We start from the raw sequence: 18,177 nt of genomic DNA, 5'->3' as shown, positions 1-18,177 counted from the left end.
GGGTCTGGTGCAGGTTTGGGTGACGGGTTTGGTCACGCGGCCTGGAGGGCCGGTGTGGTCATGACGGTTTCGTATTCGATGGGGGTGAGGAGGCCGGAGCCGAGGGAGGCTTGTCAGCGGCGGCGGTGGTAGGTTCTCTCGATCCAGGTCACGATCGCGATCCGTAGCTCCTGGCGGGTGGTCCACTGCCGGCGGTCGAGGACGTTCTTCCGCGGCAGACCGAAGAAGGACTCCATGGCCGCGTTGTCGGCTGGCGCCCCGACCCTCCCCATCAAGCCGGCCATGCGCCCGGCGGGGCGATCTGCGTCGGGAGCCGTAGCCTGCCCCGACACCACCATCAGCGGCTGACTCACGGTCAGTGCCGCCGTCCCGCCTAGGTCGACCAGGTCATACACTCGCCGGCCATTCCTGATCCGGCAGCGACCGCGCTGGACGGAAACACAGCACTCACGACTTCGATGAAGAGAAAAACCGCGTGAGCGCAGCCTCGGCGGTGTCGAGCACGGATGAAAGGTCGGCGTTGAGGTCATTGGGAAGGGTGCTGAATTCTAGGGCGCAGCCTTCGACCAGTTGACGACAGTCCTGGGCCTGCCGGTCGGTAATGAGCATGGCGGCCAGCGGATGCGCTAGGAGGTCGTGGGCCGCGTATCCGTCACGGGCATTTGCGGTTCGGTGGACGATGTTCTCGACGAGGTGGCGCGCATCCAGAGGCGCTTGAGCCCCAACCGAATCCAGGACGGTGAGGCCGAGACGGATGTCGAAGACGGTGAGGCCCGGCCTTGCTTCGTGGCTGAGGTAGGCGTTGACGAGGTCCGCGACTTGGCGGTCGACTGGCTGGTCGGCGTCTCGGCTGCAAAGCACTCTCAGGCAGGCTGTGACGAGCTGCTCCCACGGTTCGCCCGGTGCTGTGGTGGCGAGCAGCTCGGCGGCACGGTCGGTATCGCCTTCGGTGAGGGCTGCGACGATGGCGACTTGGCGGCCGTCGAGCATGCGGGTGCCGATGCCGTGGTGTTGCTCGATGTGCGCCAGGGCTTCGGTCCAGCGGCCGGTGGTGGTGAGGGTGCGGGCGCCGTCGGCTAGGAGGACGCGCCAGAGCCAGGCGTGGACTTCGTGGCGGTCTTCGTCGGTGCGGGTGAGGTCGGCTGGGACGGTGACGCCCTCGAAGGTGGCGGGGCTGCCGGTGGCGACGGCTTCGTAGAGGTCGAGGAGGCGTCGGCGGGCGTCGTCGGGGTGGCCGGCGCGGATCTGTAAGCGGGCGAGGTTGACCAGGGGTTCGAGGCCGCGGATGGCGCTCATGGCGGGCAGCGGGCCTGCGGTCAGGTACGCCTGGGCGTGGCGGTGGCACATCGATCGGGCGAGGTTGGGAAGGCCGACGTCGGAGGCGAGGAGGGCGGCCTGGTTGAAGACGGTGGAGGCCAAGCCCTGATCGTTCTGCTCCGCGGCCCGGTTGGCCAAGTCGGCCAGGGCTCCCACGCGGTCGGGCAGCGGCAGGCAGGCGGGACGGAACCGGGCGACGAGCGGGAAACGACGGGCTATCGGGCCGTGCGGGTCCATGTGCCCCCCTTGGGGTGACGATGCGGGTGGGGACCGGTGGAGCCCGTCGGCTGCGCCCGCGGGCTCCACCTCCAACCGGTCGGTTAGCCCTACTGCCAGTCGATGATGATGCGGTTCAGTGGGGTGCCGACGGCGAAGAGGCCGGGCCGCTGCTCGATCGCAGGGGCGTCGAGACGCTGGATCTCGAAGGACGCTTCGCGTGCGCGGAAGTCGCGGTCCCAGGTGCGGATCGCGTCGGCGACCCTCGCGGTTAGTTCGTTGCTGCTGGGGCCGTGGCCGATGACGCCGAACTCCCAGAGCTTGTCGCCCTCGGGGGTCGTCTGCTCCGACACGCGGCGGGCGAGGTACGTGAGGGCGCCCTTGTCGACCGCCGCCGTGGACGAGGGGTAGGGATCGTCGGTGAGCAGCGCGCCCTTGGCGCCGGCCGGGAACGGCATCCGGATCAGGCCGCTGGGCAGGTAGCAGGCGACGAACAGCTCCATCCACTCCGGATTTTCCATGGCCTGGACCGTCATGCCGGTCCATTCCTCGGTGCGCGGCTGGTCTAGGACTCCGGCCAGGGCGTCGGCATCGATGGACTGGCCGGCGGGAGCCTGGAGTCGTACGGTGCCGTCGATGCTGAGGGGAATGACACGACGGTCGTCGTCGGCGATGCCACGCCGCAGGGGCATGAAGGTGTTCATCTTGCTGCTGACGCTGGTCCAGCGGCCGTCGTGTTGTTCGTAGGCGATGGAGCGGGACACGCTGCCCTTGAGCCGCTGGGGAACGACGAGCCGTCCGCCGGGGGCGAGTTGGTCGAGCCAGGTGTGGGGGACGCCGTGGGCGCCGACGGTGGCGATGATCCGGTCATAGGGGCCGCCCTCGGCGTGGCCGAGTGCCCCGTCGCGAGTCAGCACGTCGACGTTGGTGAAGCCAGCGGCGGCAAGGTGCGCGCGGGCGCCTTCCACAAGGTCTTCATCGACGTCGATGGTGGTGATGTAGCCGGCGTCGCCGACGAGATGCGCAAGCAGTGCGGCGTTGTATCCGGTGCCAGCGCCGAGTTCGAGGATCCGGTTGCCGGGCTGGGCCTCCAACTGGTCCAGCATGGCGGCGACGACGCTGGGCTGGGAGGCGCAGGAGATCACGGTGCCGTCGGTGTCCTGCTTGATGGCGACTGTGGCGTTGGCGTACGCGTCTTCGAGCGGCGCATCGGGCACGAACAGGTGGCGGGGGACGGCACGCAGCGCTGCTTCGACGGCGGGCAGGCGGGCGTATCCGTACTCGCGGATCTGGTCGACGAGGCTGTCGCGGAGTCGTGCGGCCTCGGCCCCGTTGGGGGCGATGGTGTCGGTGGTCACCGCCCCGAAGCTAGTGGTTTCCGGCCTGTCCTCGGCGGACGACGCGGGGTTGTCACTCGATCCCATGACTGCCTCTCGTGCGATGGTCAACAGGGCGCTTTGGTCCTCCGGGAGGAGACCGGCGCGGTTGGCGTGGAAGATCACGTGGTGGGCGATGATCGCGCGCAGACCACGCGAGAGCCCGCCCCCAGTAGCGAGGTTGGCCAACGTCGTCCCGGCCCGCTCGAAGGCGGCCACCCACTCGGCGTGTCCGTCGAGCGGGCGGTCCTGGTGGCACAGGCTGTGGGCGTCGACGGTCATCAGGGTTCGCATCGCCGGTATCAGGACGGCGGCTCGTTCTGGGGTGAGGGATTCGGTGGCCGGTCGGAGTTCGGCGGCCTTCGCCCAGACGTCGCCCTGCTCGAACCAGTCCTGGTTGGCGGCACGCAGCATGGCGCTGATCAGGAGGACGGCGGTCTCTCGGCGCCCCAAGTGTCCCTGGCCGGGATGGTAGGTGAGCAGGTGCCGGCTGTCCTCGTGAAACAGGTCGTGGGTGGCGTCCATTGCGAGGGCGCCGCCGAAGGCGGTGGATTCCGGCTCGTAGATGCCAGGCAGCCAGGACTTCACTGTGCCATCGTCGACGAGTTCGCTCAGGACCGACTGGACCAGCGGCGACGGCCGCGCGGCGCGATACCGCAGCGGCCAGGGCTGCTTGTTCATGAACCACCAGCCGTCGAGCTGCCCGGTCTCTTCTGCTGCGAGCAGGGAGGGGCCGAGGCGTTCGGTGATGGCGCGCTTGCCGCTCTCGCGGTCGGTGAAGATGACGTTGTGCTGGTGCCAGTGGTCAGGGTCCATGGGGGTCCTTCGATCGGCGGGGTCAGGCGAGGAGCAGGCAGGAGTCCCAGGTGGAATTGGGCGGGGTGGCGGTCGCGGGGAAAAGTAGCCCGAGGGCGATGCCAGCGGCGCCGTCGAGGAACCCGGGCCCGGCTTGCTCGCCCTGTATCAACGCCGCGGCCACCGTGGAGGGGTCGGTGTGCGGCGGGCAGACAGCGCGAAGGAGGCCCGGGATCGCAGCGCGGAGCTGCCCGGCGGTCGAAGGGTGCGCGTCGGTGGCGGTGCGGGCCGCGAGGTGGGCGAGCCCCGCGAAACCGTGGCACAGGCCGTTGTCCGTGGTGGCCTTGAGCTGCGCGGGGTCGGTGAGGGCGGCCACGAGCGCGTTTTCCGCCTCGGCTTGACGACGGGTGTCGCCGACGGCGATGGCTGCGAGTTGCTGGGCGCGGGCGAGGCCGGCGGTGCCATAGCACCAGGAGGGGCGGTGCGGTGCGGATGGGGCGAGACGCGCTTCGCGGAGTTGGGCGCGGGTGACCCAGTACGGCCAAGCGACGCCGTTGCTGGTGTCCTCTTGCCAGCGGTCGAGCCAGGCCAGGATCGTTCGGATCGCTTCGCGGTGGCCGCCGATGGTGGTGCCGTACCGGGCAGTGAGGGCCAGCAGCGCGAGCACTCCGCCGATGCCGTGCGCCATGCCGCCGTTGGCGTGCCCACCGGGGAACCGTTCGTCCGGGCGGCCGGAGGGACCGGAGGTCGTCCACCAGCCGGGCAGAGTCTCGCCGTTGTGGCTGACCGGTTCGGTGAGGTGGACGCAATAGTGGAGGACTTCGCTCAGGGTGGGGTTGAGGGGGTCGCGGTGCAGCAGGTAGGCGCCGTAGCCGGTAAGTCCTCTGATTAGGTCGAACTCGGCCAGCTCAGGCAGGGCGCCGGCGTCGATGCGGCGGTGCGCGGCGTCGACGCGCCGATGGACATCGCGGTTGATCTGCGCGTCGAGGTTGAGAAGGGCGCGCTGGTAGGGACCGGGCTGGTGCTCGGCTGCGCAGGCCACGGCTTGGGCGAGGGCCGGGGCGCCGTAGAAGGGGTGGCTGTCGGGGCCGCTGGTGAACGGCTCCCGGGTGGCGGCGGCGAGCCAGGCGTGGGCGCGATGCCACGGGCCCAGACCGGCTGCTGCGCGTTCGATGTGCAGCAGCGCGATCCCCAGCGGCCCGTAGGCGAGTTGCTGCCGGTCGGTGGTTGTGACGCGCGGGCTGGTCGGAGCAGTTTTGGGGTCGGCCAAGAGGTCGGCGACGGCGTCCGCCACCTTCAGCGCGTGGGGATCAGTCACTGTGACCTCCGGGACATCCAGGCCAGGGCGGCAGCGCGGGTGAGGTAGAGGCAGACCTCTTCCTCGGGGAAGTCGACCGCGACGTGCCTCACGAAGTGGACGTGCAGCAGCGAGGACAGGACGTCGTCCACGCGGATGCCCTGGGTGTCCGGGCCGGGAAGGTGGGGGCGGTAGGCGGCGAGTGCCGTGTCCCGGTCGGCCCACGCCTCCACGATGGCCTGGCCACCGGGTACGTCGCGCAGCGCCGCCCAGTCGTTGGACGGGTCGGCCAGCCGTACGGCCTCACTGAACTGCCGACGTGGCACCGGGGCGGGCGCGGTGGAGGCGATGTGGGTGATCAGCCAGCGCATCGCGGCCTCGGTGCTACCGAGGAACGCGGTGGCGATGGCGATGGTGTGCGCGGCCACCAGTGCGCGCTGGGGCGGACGTTGGCGCTGGGCGAGTTGGGTGACGACCGCCCCCGAGTCGGCACGGAACACTTCCTCGGCGGCGTCCCAGGCCTGGCCGGAGCCCCAACGGCCCATCTCGCGGTAGGAGGTGGGGAAGCGCAGGTCCGACAGCAGTCCGGTCGCGCGCAGCTCATTGGCCCAGGTGCCGACTGTACGGGCGGTTTCGGCGAAGGCGTCGGGATCGGGCAGGGCGATCCGCAGCCGCAGGTGGTGCTCGGGGTCGCGGAAGCGGATGAACCACCAGGGCCGGCTGCCGAGCCGGTCCAGCAGGTCAGGGATGTACGCGGCGAGGAGGACGTCCTGTCGGCGCCGGTCGCCGTAGAGCGTTGCCAGCAGCAGCGAAGAGAGCCCCGGGGTCTGGATCTGCGCCGGGGAGAAGGTCCGGTCTGGAGTGGGGGTCGGCAGCGTGGGCCAGGCCGGGGGCCGGGTCGCCTTGAGCGGGATGACGACCTCGTGCGCGCGGCCGTCACACCAGCCGTACGCGTCGGCGTCTGCGGCTTCCACGAGGACCGCCAAGGGCGCGCGGTTCAGGTGCTGGCGCAGCAGGGTCCGGTGCGTGGCGTGGTTGAGGTCGAGGAGGAGGCGTTGATCGCCTTCGGCCAGGTGGACCCGTTGTGGCATCCGCCGCCGGTTCCGCCAGTCCTTAAGGGCGTCTTCCCAGTGGGCTTGCGGGTGGTCGCGGCCGGGCAGCTCGGCGGCTTCCAGCCGCCACCGGGCCGGGGCGAGCACGGTACCGCCGTAGCGCAGCCGCGGTAGGAACGGCATCGCGTTCGCGGCGCCCCAGTCGAACAGGGTGACCTGCGCGCACTGGGCGCGGGACAGTTCGGTGAGGAACCGGACCAGCGGCGGCGTGTGCTCTTTGAGGTTCAGCGCGTGCATGCCCACGGCCTCGATCCGCTGCCCGCGTGCGGGCGCGGCCAGGTACATCCGTCGGCCGTCGCAGGCCACCGCCAAGTCGGCCGGGGTGAGCACGTCGCCGTTCGTGGCGCGGTGCTCCTGGACGCTGATCACGGTGGGCAGCACCTGCGGAGCGCGTGTGACGTGGGCGCTCGTGGGATGCAGCGGCGGGAAGGACAACTGGGCGGCGATGGTGCCGGCGTCGGCGGCCGGCAGGTCGGTCAGTTCTGCTGTCAGCCGTTCGCGGTCCTCGGGGGCCAGGACGCTGAGGAACCGGCCGGTGGTGATACCGACGCCCCGGGAGACGCTTGCCACTTCCAGCCGGAACTGACCGCGTTGCAGTTCTTCGGCGCTGGCAGCATGTACCCGAACGCTGAACTCCAGGTGCGGTGGCACCCTGGGGCGTTCCGGCCCCAGGTTCATCGCGGCGATCAGTTCGTCGGTGAGGACCACTTCGTTGCGGCCGTCGAGGACAGCGGCCTGCGCCAGCCGGACCAGAGTGTCGTCCCGCACCGAAATGCGGGAGCGCTGGCCGTCAGCCGGGGCGCCCGGATACCCGTCGGGGAAGGCGGTGCCGCTGTCGGCGACGATCTCGGCGAGCGGCACCATCGTGCCGATGCCGTACTTCTCGTAGAACCGGCGCTGGTACGCCTTCCACGCCGCGGTCCCGTACGGCAGGGCGCTGATCCGAGTCAGGATGTCGGCGGCGCGCTCGACCTCGCGGGCGACCTGTTCCGGCAGCTTGATCTCGGCGTCCAGGCGCAAGTCGAGGGCGAGGGGATGGCGGCGCAGCCCTGGGACCACAGCCCGCATCCGCGAGGCGGCGCGAGCCCGGCCGACGGGGGAGCCACAGCCCCGCAGGTCGGTTCGTACGGCCCGCAATTCGCGGACCGTGTCGGCGACCGGAGCGACCGTATCGGCGTCCACAGCGTCGAGTTGTTCCAGCAGGTAGTCCAGAGCGTCGGTCTCGGTGCTCGGTGCGTTCAGGCTGGTGATCAACACGTGGTTGCGGACCAAGTCCCGCACGAGCCGCTGCGCCCTTCCCGGACCTGCCCCGGGGAAGTCCGCGGCCAGCTTGTCGGCGAGGACGCCCACACAGATGGGTTCCCGGGCTGCGTCCAGGATCATCCGCAGTGGTTCGGTCAGGGCCATGGATGCCTCGACCGCACGGCGCCGGTCGCTGTGGGTGTCGGAGTTGTACGGCACGACCAGTTGTCCGCCGCGTACCTGCGCGGTGTTGTTGAGCATCACCGGAAGGCGCTCCAGCAGCTCGGGGCAGGACTCCAGCCGTTCCACAACGGCCGTCAGCCACTCCGCGCTCGCCTGCGCGATGACCGTAGGGTCCGAACCCCATGTCGTGCCTGCCCCTGGTCCGAAGGTGGCCGGAGCAACGCCGGCGAACAGACCGAAGGGAGTCGCCCGCTGCTCGGCACGCAATACGTAACGGGTCACCGAGGCAGTGGCGCGGCGCACATCACGCTCGTCCGGAGCACCGGAGGAGCACAACGCCCGCACTTGGGAGGCGAGTACCGGACTGGCGTGCTCCAGCGCCTCGGCAACGTCCCCCTCGGACCAGACCTTCCGCAACCAAGCGAGTCGAAAGGCCGAGGCATGAGGGGAAGGGTCGTCGAGATCAGGGACCGGGGGGACAGGGAGTTCCGGCCGAGCTACCGCACGGACGAGCGCCGTCCTACCGGCACGGAACATCTTGCTCGAAGCCATCACAACCTCCTGGTCCAGGCGGGCGGCCGGTGCCTTCGCACTTCGGGTCACGAAAACACCGGCCCGGATACCGTGCGCCTGCGGTCAGGCCACGTTGGTGGTGCAGGCGCCGCAGGTCTCGCCGCAGCCGTCGTCCGTCAGGCTGACCAGGCCGGCGATGTCGCCGACCTCGACCAGGGTCACGTCGAGGTCGAAGCCATCCAGCGCGGTGGTGCCGGCGCTTGCCGGGTTCGACTTCGTGGTGTGCGTGATGGTGGGACTCATACCAACTCCTCTTCGTGGATGTGAATTACAGGTGGTACTGCCGACAGGTGCTTAGCTGCGTGGCGGATTGAGACGGTCACGCAGCAGAAGCGCTTCCTGATCGCCGGCCCCAGGCGTAGCGCCCCACAGCCCGGTTGCGTGCGTGCCGCTTGCCCCGAGGCCGGAATCGTTGCTCTGTTCCCTGACCTACCGCTTGAGGCAGATTTCCGAACGGCCGGAAACGCAGAATGGTGCTCGCCAGCTGAGGATCGGGCCAGCTCACTGCCTTGGCGATCTTCTTCATGGGAGTTACTGGAGGATGTGGTTCGCGCACGAGATCTGGTGGGCGTCCCAGTCGTTGCGGGCCGCTACGAGGGCCGAGACGACGCTCTTTTCGAGGTAATCGGCTTGGGCACGGAGCTTGGCGGCGAGGCTGGCGATTTCTTCGGGGACGAGGTTGTTCATCCAGAAGGCGTCGACGACATGGATATTGGCGAACGGAGTCCGTTCTCGCAGGTTCTCGCTGTAGGGGTAGCAGGTGATGTTGCCGTTGAAAACGATCTCCTCGCTCTCGCCCGCCTTGCCGTCACCATCCGCGTAGGCGGGGTGGTGGATGCGCATCGGCTGTCCGTCGAAGGGCTGCCAGTGGGACAAGTCGCTCAGTTCGACGGAAAGCTTTTCCAGGGGGAGGTCCGATTCGCTGGGATCCCCTTCGGCCCAGGGCGGAAGGTAGCCGGTGAGGGTGATTCCGCCTGTGGTGTCGATGGACCAGGTTCGGCTGCGGGAGGCGGTTTCTTCGGTCGGTGGTTCCTGGGCGGGCGCCGCGACGCTGGCGGGCCTGGCACCTATTGAGGCGATGGTCATGAAGTGTGCCCCCTTTCTGAGATGGCGGGTTGGAGAGGATTTATTGGTGCTGTGAATCGCAATATCGGACGCGCGATCAACGTCAGCTGTCATCGACCGTGGACAGCGTCGAGTGTGGTCGGCGGACGAGGGGGATTGGGTTTAGGACGGATTGATCGCGGCGGCCATGAGGTGGTAGCTGTGCGCCCCAGGGTGATCCGCGAACTCACAACAGGGCTCACGTGTTTCGGGGTCGATTGACGCGCAGTCCCGAAGGACGTCCAGGGCGGTGGGAGCGTCGCCGTCAGCCCAGCGGGTCCATAGCGCGCCCGTGGCCTCGCCGGGCAAATTCAGTACGTGTGCGAAGTGGTCTTCGGCACCGTGTACTTGGAGGTGGCACCGCAAGTCCCGGTCCACGTCGGCGTCGTCCGGTGTCCCGTGCGGTGCTGCGAGGCGGAAAGCCCGCTGGATCAGGGACGCCGGGAGGCGCGCGGTCTCGCCGCAGACGAGCAACGGAGTCATGGCGGGTGGATTCTCTGTATGGATGCGTTCTGAGGCGGCTACGTCGTCGCTTGCCGTCTGTGGAGAGGCGGCTGTCGCGACAGCAGGTGACGGGTGTTGGCCGACACTGGCCTGGGCGGGGGCGGTTCGGTCGGCGGGCGATGGCTCGGGTGGCTCGCCCGCCACCGGCAACGGCAGGCGCGCCCAAACCAGCTTCCCGGGGCGGTCCGTGGTGTAGACGAAGCCCCACGCACCGTCGCTCAGGCCGGCGACGAGCCACAGTCCTCGGCCGTTCTCCGCGTCGTCGGACGGCGGTCGGAGGACCGGGGCCCGCCGGCTCTCGTCGTACATGGCCACGTAGAGGCGGTCGTTGTGGGTGCGCAGGTCCAGAGCGCAGACGGGCGGCACCATCGCATCCCCTTCCAGGGCGCGCGGTCCCGGCTCGGTTCCGCCGTGCCGGACCGCGTTGGTCGCGAGTTCCGCCACGATGGTGAGCGCGTCGTACAACACCTCGGTGGGCACGCCCCATTCACGGAGAACGTCGCGGGTGTGGGATCGGGCGTGCCGAACGGCGCCGGGCTCGCACGCCAGGTCCAGTCGGCTGCGGAGATCCGCCGCTCCCGAAACCATCGCTTCACTTCCTTGCTATGACGGATACCAGAGCCGTACCGGCCACGTGGTTGCACGTGACCGGACCGGCAGCGGGCCAAGCCCGTGCCGGCTGCTCCGGCGGGTGTGCAGCAAGTCAACGGATCGCCGAGGCCCGACGGCAGAGTTCACAAGGGAGTTCGTGTGCACGGAAGGTTCGCCGTCTGTCGAGGGGGTTCGCTCATGAACCCCCTGCCGGAAGAGATCAGAGGGTGACAGGATTGCCACTTACCGTCATCGACCGACGGCAGGGGGAGCATGAGCAGAGAGCCCAATCACCGTCTCGCCGCGCTGGTGGCCGAAGCCGGGGCATCCAACAAGGGTCTGGCCCGCCGTGTGCGCGATGTGGCTCTGCGGCACGGCGTCCGTGTCGGCACCACGCACGTGTCGGTGCAGCGCTGGCTCGACGGCGCCGGCATCCAGGCGGACAACGCGGCCTACGTAGCCGAAGCCCTGAGCGAGAAGTTGCGCCGCCGGATCACTGCGTCCGACCTCGGCTTCTCCGGGGTCACGATCAACCCCGCGCCGATCGGAACGAGTTACGCGGCATCCCTGGCCGAAGCCCTCGGCGTCCTGGAGGGACTGACCCAACTGCGCCCCGAGGACGAGCCGTCCACCGACGAGCTGCTGCACGACAACGAGGTCAACTCAGCCGTCCTGTCCTGGCTCGTCGCGCGTCCGGACGGTCTGCCCACCGACCGAGGATCGTCCCGGCAGATCGGGATGCGGGATGTCGCGGCGGTGAGGACTGCCAACGCGATGTTCATGCGGCTGGACTTCCTCTTCGGTGGCGGACACGGACACGCGGCGCTGCGGCACTACTTCCGCCACGAGGTTCTGCCACTGCTGAGCGCCAGCTACTCGGAGAAGGTGGGCCAGGCACTTTTCACCGCGGCGGCCGAGATGGGCGAAGTCCTGGCGTGGACGGCCTACGACGTCGGAAACCACCACTTGGCGAACCGCTATCTCCTGGCCGCGCTCCGCCTCACCCAGATCACCGACGACCGGATGATGGGCGCGGCCATCCTCGCCAACATGAGCCACCAGGCGAACTACTTGGGTGATGTGCCACGTGCGGCACGGCTGGCGCGAGCGGCCGTCGAAGGCGGCCGGGGCAGGACCACGCCGCGAGCCCAGGCCATGTTCGCCGCCCACGAAGCCCGAGCGCTGTCGAACGCGCACGATCTTGTCGGGGCCTCGCGCGCCATGAACGAGGCCGAACGCCACTTCGAGCGCGCGGATTCCGCCACGGACCCGGAGTGGCTGGCCTACTTCGACGAGGCGGAACTGATCGGCGAGTTCTCGCACTGCTTCCGCGATCTCCAACGCCCCACCGAGTCACTGCGGTTCGCGGAACTCGCGGTCGGCAAGACCGAGCCCCAGTACGCCCGGACTCTTGCCTTCTGCCGCATGGTCCTCGCGCAGAGTCAGTACCTGCACGGTGACGTGGAGGCTGCCGTCGCCACCGCGACCACTGCCGTACGGGAAGGGGTGTCCGTGCAGTCGGCCCGTTTCCGGCGCTACGTCTCCGACTTCCAGCGCCAGGTTTCGCCGCATGCGTCCAGTCCCGCGGTACGGGACTTCAACGAGCACGTGCGGGTCGCGCTCGCCGACCCCGACGACGAGTAGGGAGCCACCTCACCCCGGCTGCCAGTTTCGCGGTGCGCGGTCATCCCGCAGGGAGGCGATCCGCCGGGCGTACTCCTCGCGCGTCGTGCTGCTCTCGCCGACGTTCTGCATGAGCCAGGTGGTCATCTTGAACTCCTGCACGGCACACAACGTGTCGAAGCCGGTCCACTCCCGCAGGTCTCGACCGTACGCGCCGCTGAACGCCGCGTACTGCTCATCCGAAACCCACCCCAGCCGGTCGTACTCGTGAGCGGCCACCATGAGGTCCCACTCCCCGTGGTCGCGGCAGAAGGTCTCAAAGTCGATCAAGTGGAGCAGGCCCCGCCGGTCGACCATGAGGTTGTTCGTGTGGGCGTCTCCGTGGACCGGTCCGAGCGGCAGCGCGAACCGCAACTCCGGCAGTCGGCCGCTCAATTCGGCGTGGCGCTTGCGCAGGAAGGCCCGATCTTCCGCTGGGATGCCGACCGCCTTCTCGATCCGCAGCGCTGACCGGCTCAGTGGGTCGAACGGGGGCAGATCCAGGCTGTCTGGCATTCGCAGGGCGTGCAGGTCGTGGAGCACCGCGCCGAGTTCACCGTAGGTAGCCTCCCGGTCGCCCTCCTCGATGAGGTGCCAGAACGTCACTGGGTGGCCGGACACCACGACGGCCTGTTCGATCTCCTCCACGACCCGCGACGCGGGGAACTCCTCGGCCGCGAGCCACCGCGAGACACGGACTTCCAACCGCGCAGCGTCCAGGTACTCCATCGAGCGGGCGATCCGTACGATCACCGGCTGGCGTTCCAGCCGGAACAGCGCGTTTTCACCGAGCCGGATCATGCGCGCGCCGTCGGCGTCCAAGCCCACCGCCCGACATGCCTCAGCCATCACCTGATAGGCGCGAGCAGAGGTGAATCCTCCCCGCCCAGGCGCCGCACCGGACGACGGCATTCCGCGACCACTCCCAAGGCTCATCCGACGCCGCGCCGTCGGCAGCTGCTCGACGCCGGTACTGCGGCGGCGCGCTCACGCCGACGGCTCCGACGGTACCTGCAAGGGCATGGGCGGACTCGCTCGGCCGATGGTCGGCGGTTACGGCGGCTGGGCGTGGGATCGGCTACCTCAACGGCACAGGCTGCATGCGATAACTCGACCGACGTCCCTTCATGGACCTGTGGTCAGTAGTGGCGATGATGCCCGCGCTGTGGGCACTCGCCGCGTACGGACCTTCCGGCGTGAACGCCGCGTTCGACGAACTCCGTGCTGCTAGCCAATAGGACTGCCCCGCAGCCGTAAAGGTTTACGAGTTGTAACGCTAGTGGCCTCGGTCGCTGGGCAGGCCCATGGCTTTCAGCTAATTGTCAGCAGTCGCGCGGATAAGTCACCGTGCGGCGCTTTCCTGTGGCCTTGGCCATTCGTAGTGCGACGAAACTTTCACGCAACGTATCGCCGATCCCGGCTGAGAATGTAAATCGGCCTGGGCGTTGGAGGTTCGAAAGAAGATCACCGATAGAACCGATGTGAGCGCTGTCAATTCGCGCCAATATGCTATCGCCTCCTGTCGATACGACGTAGACGCCTGGAATCTTATTCAGTGAATCAACCAGCTCGTCAATCGATGAGGAGATCTCCTTAGATGATGTTGTGAAGGAGTCGACGTCGTTTGATAGAAGGTGTGCCTCTACTCTATTCCCGATGTCGTCACCGTCTATGATCAAATAGGACAACGCGGCTCCATTGCTCGGGGGCTGTCGAACTATATGTAGTCAATAATTTGGGTTCTTGGAGTAGAGGGCAAGAGGGCGCCGAGCGCGAAGGCAAGCGACGTTGGGGCTGAAATAAATAGTCGTCCTTCCGGAATTGATCCCTGAGACGCATTCATAGAGGAAAGGTGACCCGCCCAAGTGTGCAGGGTGCGTTTTAGTAATTCGTTGTATGCGCGATGATCGTTGGGGAAGTTCGGACACTCGATTACGAGTGCTGTACTGCAGACATCGTGCGCTGTCACCTGGTAGCGGGCATGAGTACCTGATTGGGCCGCATCTTGGGCGTCTACGGCGCGGCTTGCGGAATTTTGGGAGATGCAAACTATGAGCGCGTGCCTGTTTATATGCCCGGGATTCAGGGCTACGGTCTGCATCCGCACTGAAGCAGGCAGAGGGTAGTTGGCTTCCGATGTACGTGGCCCTGCGGGCGTGCCTACGAGTTGAAGAGGAGGAAGGGTCCCTACTGCGCCCGAGTTGGAAACCTGGTGTACAGCGATCTCCTGAAAGTCGCGAACTCTCAGGGATGCCCCCTGCATGCTGTTGAATATCTCCCGACCGAGATGGAATGAGTTCCCAAGGCCGCAGGTGAGATAAAAGGAAATTTGGCTCGACTTTCGAGGATTTTCCTCTTTTAGTCGGGCCTCGATTACTTTCTGCGTTAGGCTCTTTCGGTCTACTCCAGGGCCTGGATGCAGTTCGTCGGCATTGACATAGAAAAAGCTGATATGTCTACCTTTTGCCTCTGCGGCGTACTCCAGAAGCCTTGCGTCTGACCACCCAGAAGTTGGTTCTGGTTGCAGAAATACGGCGACTCCGACTCCGGAGCGCCCGTGAAGGCTAATCCAGCTAACGGCGAGGATAAGAAATCCCACGACTGAAATGAAAATCTCAGTACGCCTGCCGCCTGGAATCATGATGAGGAAATCGGGAAGCGTGGAAGCCACGATTGCAGTGCCGATGGCGGCAACCAGCGCGGCGAGGACTGCCCGATCCTCATTAACTCTTCGGTAGCTTCGCCTAATGCGGCCCGCCATCACGCCCCTTCCCAGCTCCCGTAGGCAGTATCACCAGCGGCAATCTACCGGGTCCTGTGTTCTCTCACTGGTGGTAGCTGATACTGCTTCGGGCGCGACGTTGCGTCAGCGCCCGTGACCCTGTTGGGGGTCGGTTGTGGGGGTGGCGGCTCGACCGGTGGTGGGCGAACTGTACGGCGTCCGCCGGCCGGAGAGGTTACCGGCCGAGGGGGAGCGGAGGCGGGCTGCTTCGGCTCGTCGGTTGGGTGCGGGGTTGCGGCTGGTGTGCTGGATGCGGCCGACGAGGACGCGGGCGGGATTGCGAGCAGAGTGGAGTTCGCGTTGCTCGGCGGCTTCTTTGAGGAGCTGGACGGGCTGGTGGCCGCCGGCTTCGGCGTCGGCGAGGACGGTGGCGAGGGCGGGCCAGTTCGGGTCGGCGAGGATGCGGGTGGCGTGGTCGGGGACGGCGGCCTGTACGTCGTGGGCGAGGGTGGCGCGGGTGTCCGGGTTGGGCTGGCGCCGGGTGAGTGCGGCGAGCTGCGGGGCGGCGGCCTGGTCGTAGGCGGCTTCCAGGTACTGGACGGCTTGGCGGGCGGCGGCTGCTTGTTGGGCGTGGCCCCGGGCCTGGTGCCAGCGGTCGGCGAGGATGGCGGACCAGATGAGGGCGGCGATCAGGACGGCGAGGGCGCTGCCGTCGTTGCCGGTGCCCGCGTTGACGAGGTCGCGGGCTGCGGTGCGCAGGCCGGCGGCGGCGCTGTGCTCGGCGCGGATCTGGGAGCGCTGGGCTCGGGCGAATGCCCGCGATGCCGCCTTGAGTTCGGCGCGGAGTTCTGCGGGGGCGGTTTGGGCGGTGGCTTCGATGAGTTCGCCGAGCGCGGCGATCTGGGCCTGGCCCGCACCCTCTCGGCCCCGGTTCGTTTCGGTGTCGATGAGCTGGCCGGGGAGTGCGTCGAGGGCTTCGGTTGCCTGCTGCCAGGGGGTGGCCGGGCGGTTGCGGCGGGCGGTGGGGTGTTCCTCGGGCGTGCTGGTACCGAGGCGGGCTTGCAGTTTCGGCAGGGTGAGGTCGGGGGCGATCTTCCCGCCGGGGTGGTAGATCTGCTCGCCGTCCTTGTTGAGGTCGCCGGGACGGCCGACGGAATAGCCGGTGAGGTCGCCGGAGGGTGCCCGCCGGGGTTTTACCTCGACGCCGTCGGCTTCGAGGTAGGCGAGGAGTCCGTCCACGGTGGTGGCATGGGGGATGGCAGCGCGGATGCGGTCCTGGAGCCAGGCGCGGCTGGTCTGCTCCCAGCCCAGGCGGGCCGCCTTGTGCATCTCGGCCTGGGTGGGGGCGCGGGTGGCGGTGCGGTCGCCCTTGTTGAGGCGGCGCAGGCCGTAGTCCTTTTCGATCTGGCGGCATTCGTTGCCGACGCGGATGCCGCTGTCGTGGAGTTTGGGGCGGCGGCCGTCTTCGCGGACGGTGGTGGCGAGGATGTGGATGTGGTCGTCGGCGTGGCGCACCGCGATCCACCGACAGGCCAGGTCGTCGCCCTCGGGGGCGATGCCCGCCGCGGCGACGATGCGCTGGGCGATCTGCGCCCACTCGGTGTCGGAGAGATAGCGGTCCTCGGGGGCGGCGCGGACCGGGCAGTGCCAGACGTGGTCGGTTACCTGTTTGCCGAACTCGCTGTTGCGCAAGGCGACGGGCTCGTCGAGGTGGTGGCCGAGTTCGCTCAGGGTGGCGTTCTCGTCGCGGCCCGGGTCGGGCATGCCGAGCATGGCGAAGCCGGCCACGATATGCGGGTCGAGGTGCTCGTCGTGGGTGCCGGGTCCGTAGAGGTAGCCGAGCAGTCCGCGGGTGTTGGCGCCTGCGGGTTTGATGGCGGCGATCACGGTCGTCAGACCTCCGTCGGGTCGGTGGGCTGGCGTAGGGCTTCGGCGATCGTGGTGAGCAGGTGGTGCAGTTCGTCGAGGCGTTCGCGGATGTCTGGTGGGGTGGAGGCGCTGTTGAGGGCGCGGGCGATCTGGTTGATGTTGACGCCGATGCGGTTGAGGGCGCGCAGGACCTGGGCGCGGAACATGTGCAAGCGGCGCCGGTCTTCCGACAGCGGCAGGTTGGCGGTGAACCGGCCCGTGATGAAGGCGAGGACGATGTCGGCGGCGAAGCCGGATTCGCCTTTGTAGCCGTGTTCGGCGGCGGCTTCCTGGAGGCTGGTGTGCTCGTCGGGGGTGAAGCGCAGCGGGCCGACGCGGACGGTGCGCTTGTCGCCAGTGAAGCGGCGGATCGTCGGCTGGACGCTCTGCACGGCAGGAGCGGCGGACACGTTGTCGAGGACGGCTCGCTGGGCGTTTTGGAGGGTGTCCGGGTCGGGGCCGGCCCCGCCTTCCCGGTCCGGCGCGCCCTCGCGCCGGGCCTCCTCCGCCACCCCCGGGGCGGAGACCCCCCGAGACCGGCCGCGAGTCGGACTCGGGGTACTACTGGCTCCGCCAGGGGCCGTCTTTCCGAACGCGCGCTGCCAACGGGTCCTCAGCGTATGCGACTTCGTCATGGGTTCGGGCTCGTCGTACGCGGCTTCGACGGGGTGTTCGGTGTGGTTCACGGATAGCGCTCCGGAGGCTACGGGACGAGTGGGCGTAATGCCGGCCGACCAGTCGGCGGGCGGTGGTTGCGATTCACGCTCGTCGCCAGGTCCGAGCGGCGGCGGGCAAAGGGCGGGGGTCACAGGGTCGGGGTGGTCGGAACGGTTCCGACCACCCCGGTCTGCTCCGGTGACCGGAACGGTCATTCGTCGCCCTGGCCTGTGCTGAGTTCCGACCGCAGGATGTGCATGGCCTGGGTCAGCCGTTGGCCGCCGACCTTGAGGCCCTCGTCGCGGATGGCTTGCTGGACGACGGCGCGGGATGCGCGTCCTTGTTCGGCGACGGCGATGCGCCCGATCTCGACGAGTTCCTCGACCGTGGCGTCCGCCGGGCGGCCCTTGCGGGCTGGGGGCGCCGGATCTCCGGACGGCGGTTCCGTCGGCTGTGCGGATATCGACGCAACGGTGCCGCCGGGCTCGGTGACGAGCCGGTGGATCTGCCGCATCAGCACGCCGAAGGCCAGGAGGGCGGCGGTCGGGGGAACCGCGGCGACGATGTAGTCGAGGAGGGGGACGGCGGCGGCATTGCCCGTTCCGCTCACCCCGGCGACGTTGAGCGCTATGGATCCGACCGATCCGGCGGCGGTCAGGCCGATGGCCCACCAGTCGGCCTCGTTGCGCAGCCCCGCGCGGAGCATCAGCAGTTCGCCGGCGACGATGAAGGCGTCCAGCGTTGCGGGCCAGGTCCATTGGCGGAGCGGTGAGTTCCGAAGTCCGTGTTGTCCGGCGACCTCGGCGAGGTGTGCGTACGAGAGCCAGAATCCGCCGGCGGTGAGGACGACGATGACGGCTCCGGCGGCGGCGAGCGCGTACCGCTCGGCGGTGTGCTTGGTCATGCGGGGGTTCTCCA

At 68.4% G+C, this 18,177-nt stretch carries 13 protein-coding genes and 1 pseudogene; 1 reads left to right on the top strand and 13 read right to left on the bottom strand.

The window, feature by feature from the left end:
• Nucleotides 1-32: 32 nt before the first annotated feature.
• The 8 genes and pseudogenes from GA0115240_RS26045 to GA0115240_RS26010 form a co-directional block, all read right to left on the bottom strand.
• Nucleotides 33-284 (bottom strand): annotated as a pseudogene (locus GA0115240_RS26045) (integrase core domain-containing protein); the annotation flags it as partial.
• Nucleotides 285-447: 163 nt separating this feature from the next.
• Entirely contained in the window at nt 448-1,554 is a 1,107-nt protein-coding gene (locus GA0115240_RS26040; RefSeq protein ID WP_237555213.1) for a hypothetical protein, read from the bottom strand.
• A gap of 89 nt (nt 1,555-1,643) precedes the next feature.
• On the bottom strand, nt 1,644-3,725 hold the full coding sequence (fxlM, locus tag GA0115240_RS26035; RefSeq protein ID WP_093740238.1) for a methyltransferase, FxLD system: 2,082 nt from the start codon (nt 3,723-3,725) through the stop codon (nt 1,644-1,646).
• 22 nt (nt 3,726-3,747) lie between these two features.
• Nucleotides 3,748-5,022, bottom strand: coding sequence for a lanthionine synthetase C family protein (locus GA0115240_RS26030; RefSeq protein WP_093740236.1), 1,275 nt, complete (start codon nt 5,020-5,022; stop codon nt 3,748-3,750).
• A complete protein-coding gene (locus GA0115240_RS26025; protein ID WP_237555212.1) occupies nt 5,019-8,090 on the bottom strand; it encodes a lantibiotic dehydratase in 3,072 nt (1,023 codons plus the stop codon). The genes GA0115240_RS26030 and GA0115240_RS26025 overlap by 4 nt, the downstream gene beginning before the upstream one ends.
• 84 nt (nt 8,091-8,174) lie before the next feature.
• A complete protein-coding gene (locus GA0115240_RS26020) occupies nt 8,175-8,354 on the bottom strand; it encodes an FxLD family lanthipeptide (protein WP_093740234.1) in 180 nt (59 codons plus the stop codon).
• 288 nt (nt 8,355-8,642) lie between these two features.
• Nucleotides 8,643-9,197: a DUF6907 domain-containing protein gene (locus GA0115240_RS26015; protein WP_093740232.1), complete on the bottom strand. Its 555-nt coding sequence runs from the start codon at nt 9,195-9,197 to the stop codon at nt 8,643-8,645.
• Between the two features lie 141 nt (nt 9,198-9,338).
• Entirely contained in the window at nt 9,339-10,307 is a 969-nt protein-coding gene (locus GA0115240_RS26010; RefSeq protein WP_093740230.1) for an ATP-binding protein, read from the bottom strand.
• Nucleotides 10,308-10,583: 276 nt separating this feature from the next.
• On the opposite strand from GA0115240_RS26010, the gene GA0115240_RS26005 reads away from it, so the two are divergent.
• Nucleotides 10,584-11,954, top strand: coding sequence for a sporulation protein (locus GA0115240_RS26005; RefSeq protein WP_093740228.1), 1,371 nt, complete (start codon nt 10,584-10,586; stop codon nt 11,952-11,954).
• A gap of 9 nt (nt 11,955-11,963) precedes the next feature.
• On the opposite strand, the gene GA0115240_RS26000 is transcribed toward GA0115240_RS26005, so the two are convergent.
• The 5 genes from GA0115240_RS26000 to GA0115240_RS25985 all read right to left on the bottom strand — a co-directional run bounded on the left by GA0115240_RS26000 (nt 11,964) and on the right by GA0115240_RS25985 (nt 18,163).
• Nucleotides 11,964-12,800, bottom strand: a complete 837-nt coding sequence (locus GA0115240_RS26000; protein WP_346267984.1) for a phosphotransferase enzyme family protein — start codon at nt 12,798-12,800, stop codon at nt 11,964-11,966.
• Nucleotides 12,801-13,294: 494 nt separating this feature from the next.
• Nucleotides 13,295-13,651 (bottom strand): mCpol domain-containing protein, encoded by a 357-nt coding sequence (locus tag GA0115240_RS39410; RefSeq protein WP_370673377.1) that lies wholly within the window; start codon nt 13,649-13,651, stop codon nt 13,295-13,297.
• Nucleotides 13,652-14,838: 1,187 nt separating this feature from the next.
• Nucleotides 14,839-16,581, bottom strand: coding sequence for a relaxase/mobilization nuclease domain-containing protein (locus GA0115240_RS25995; RefSeq protein ID WP_093740224.1), 1,743 nt, complete (start codon nt 16,579-16,581; stop codon nt 14,839-14,841).
• A gap of 5 nt (nt 16,582-16,586) precedes the next feature.
• Nucleotides 16,587-17,114 (bottom strand): plasmid mobilization relaxosome protein MobC, encoded by a 528-nt coding sequence (mobC, locus tag GA0115240_RS25990; RefSeq protein ID WP_093740222.1) that lies wholly within the window; start codon nt 17,112-17,114, stop codon nt 16,587-16,589.
• Nucleotides 17,115-17,470: 356 nt separating this feature from the next.
• A complete protein-coding gene (locus tag GA0115240_RS25985; protein ID WP_093740220.1) occupies nt 17,471-18,163 on the bottom strand; it encodes a DUF2637 domain-containing protein in 693 nt (230 codons plus the stop codon).
• Nucleotides 18,164-18,177 lie beyond the last annotated feature (14 nt).

This window comes from Streptomyces sp. DvalAA-14 (assembly GCF_900091855.1).
Classification (GTDB): Bacteria; Actinomycetota; Actinomycetes; order Streptomycetales; family Streptomycetaceae; genus Actinacidiphila.
Note: the sequence above shows the minus strand (reverse complement) of the source record. Positions and strands in the feature narration are given on the sequence as shown.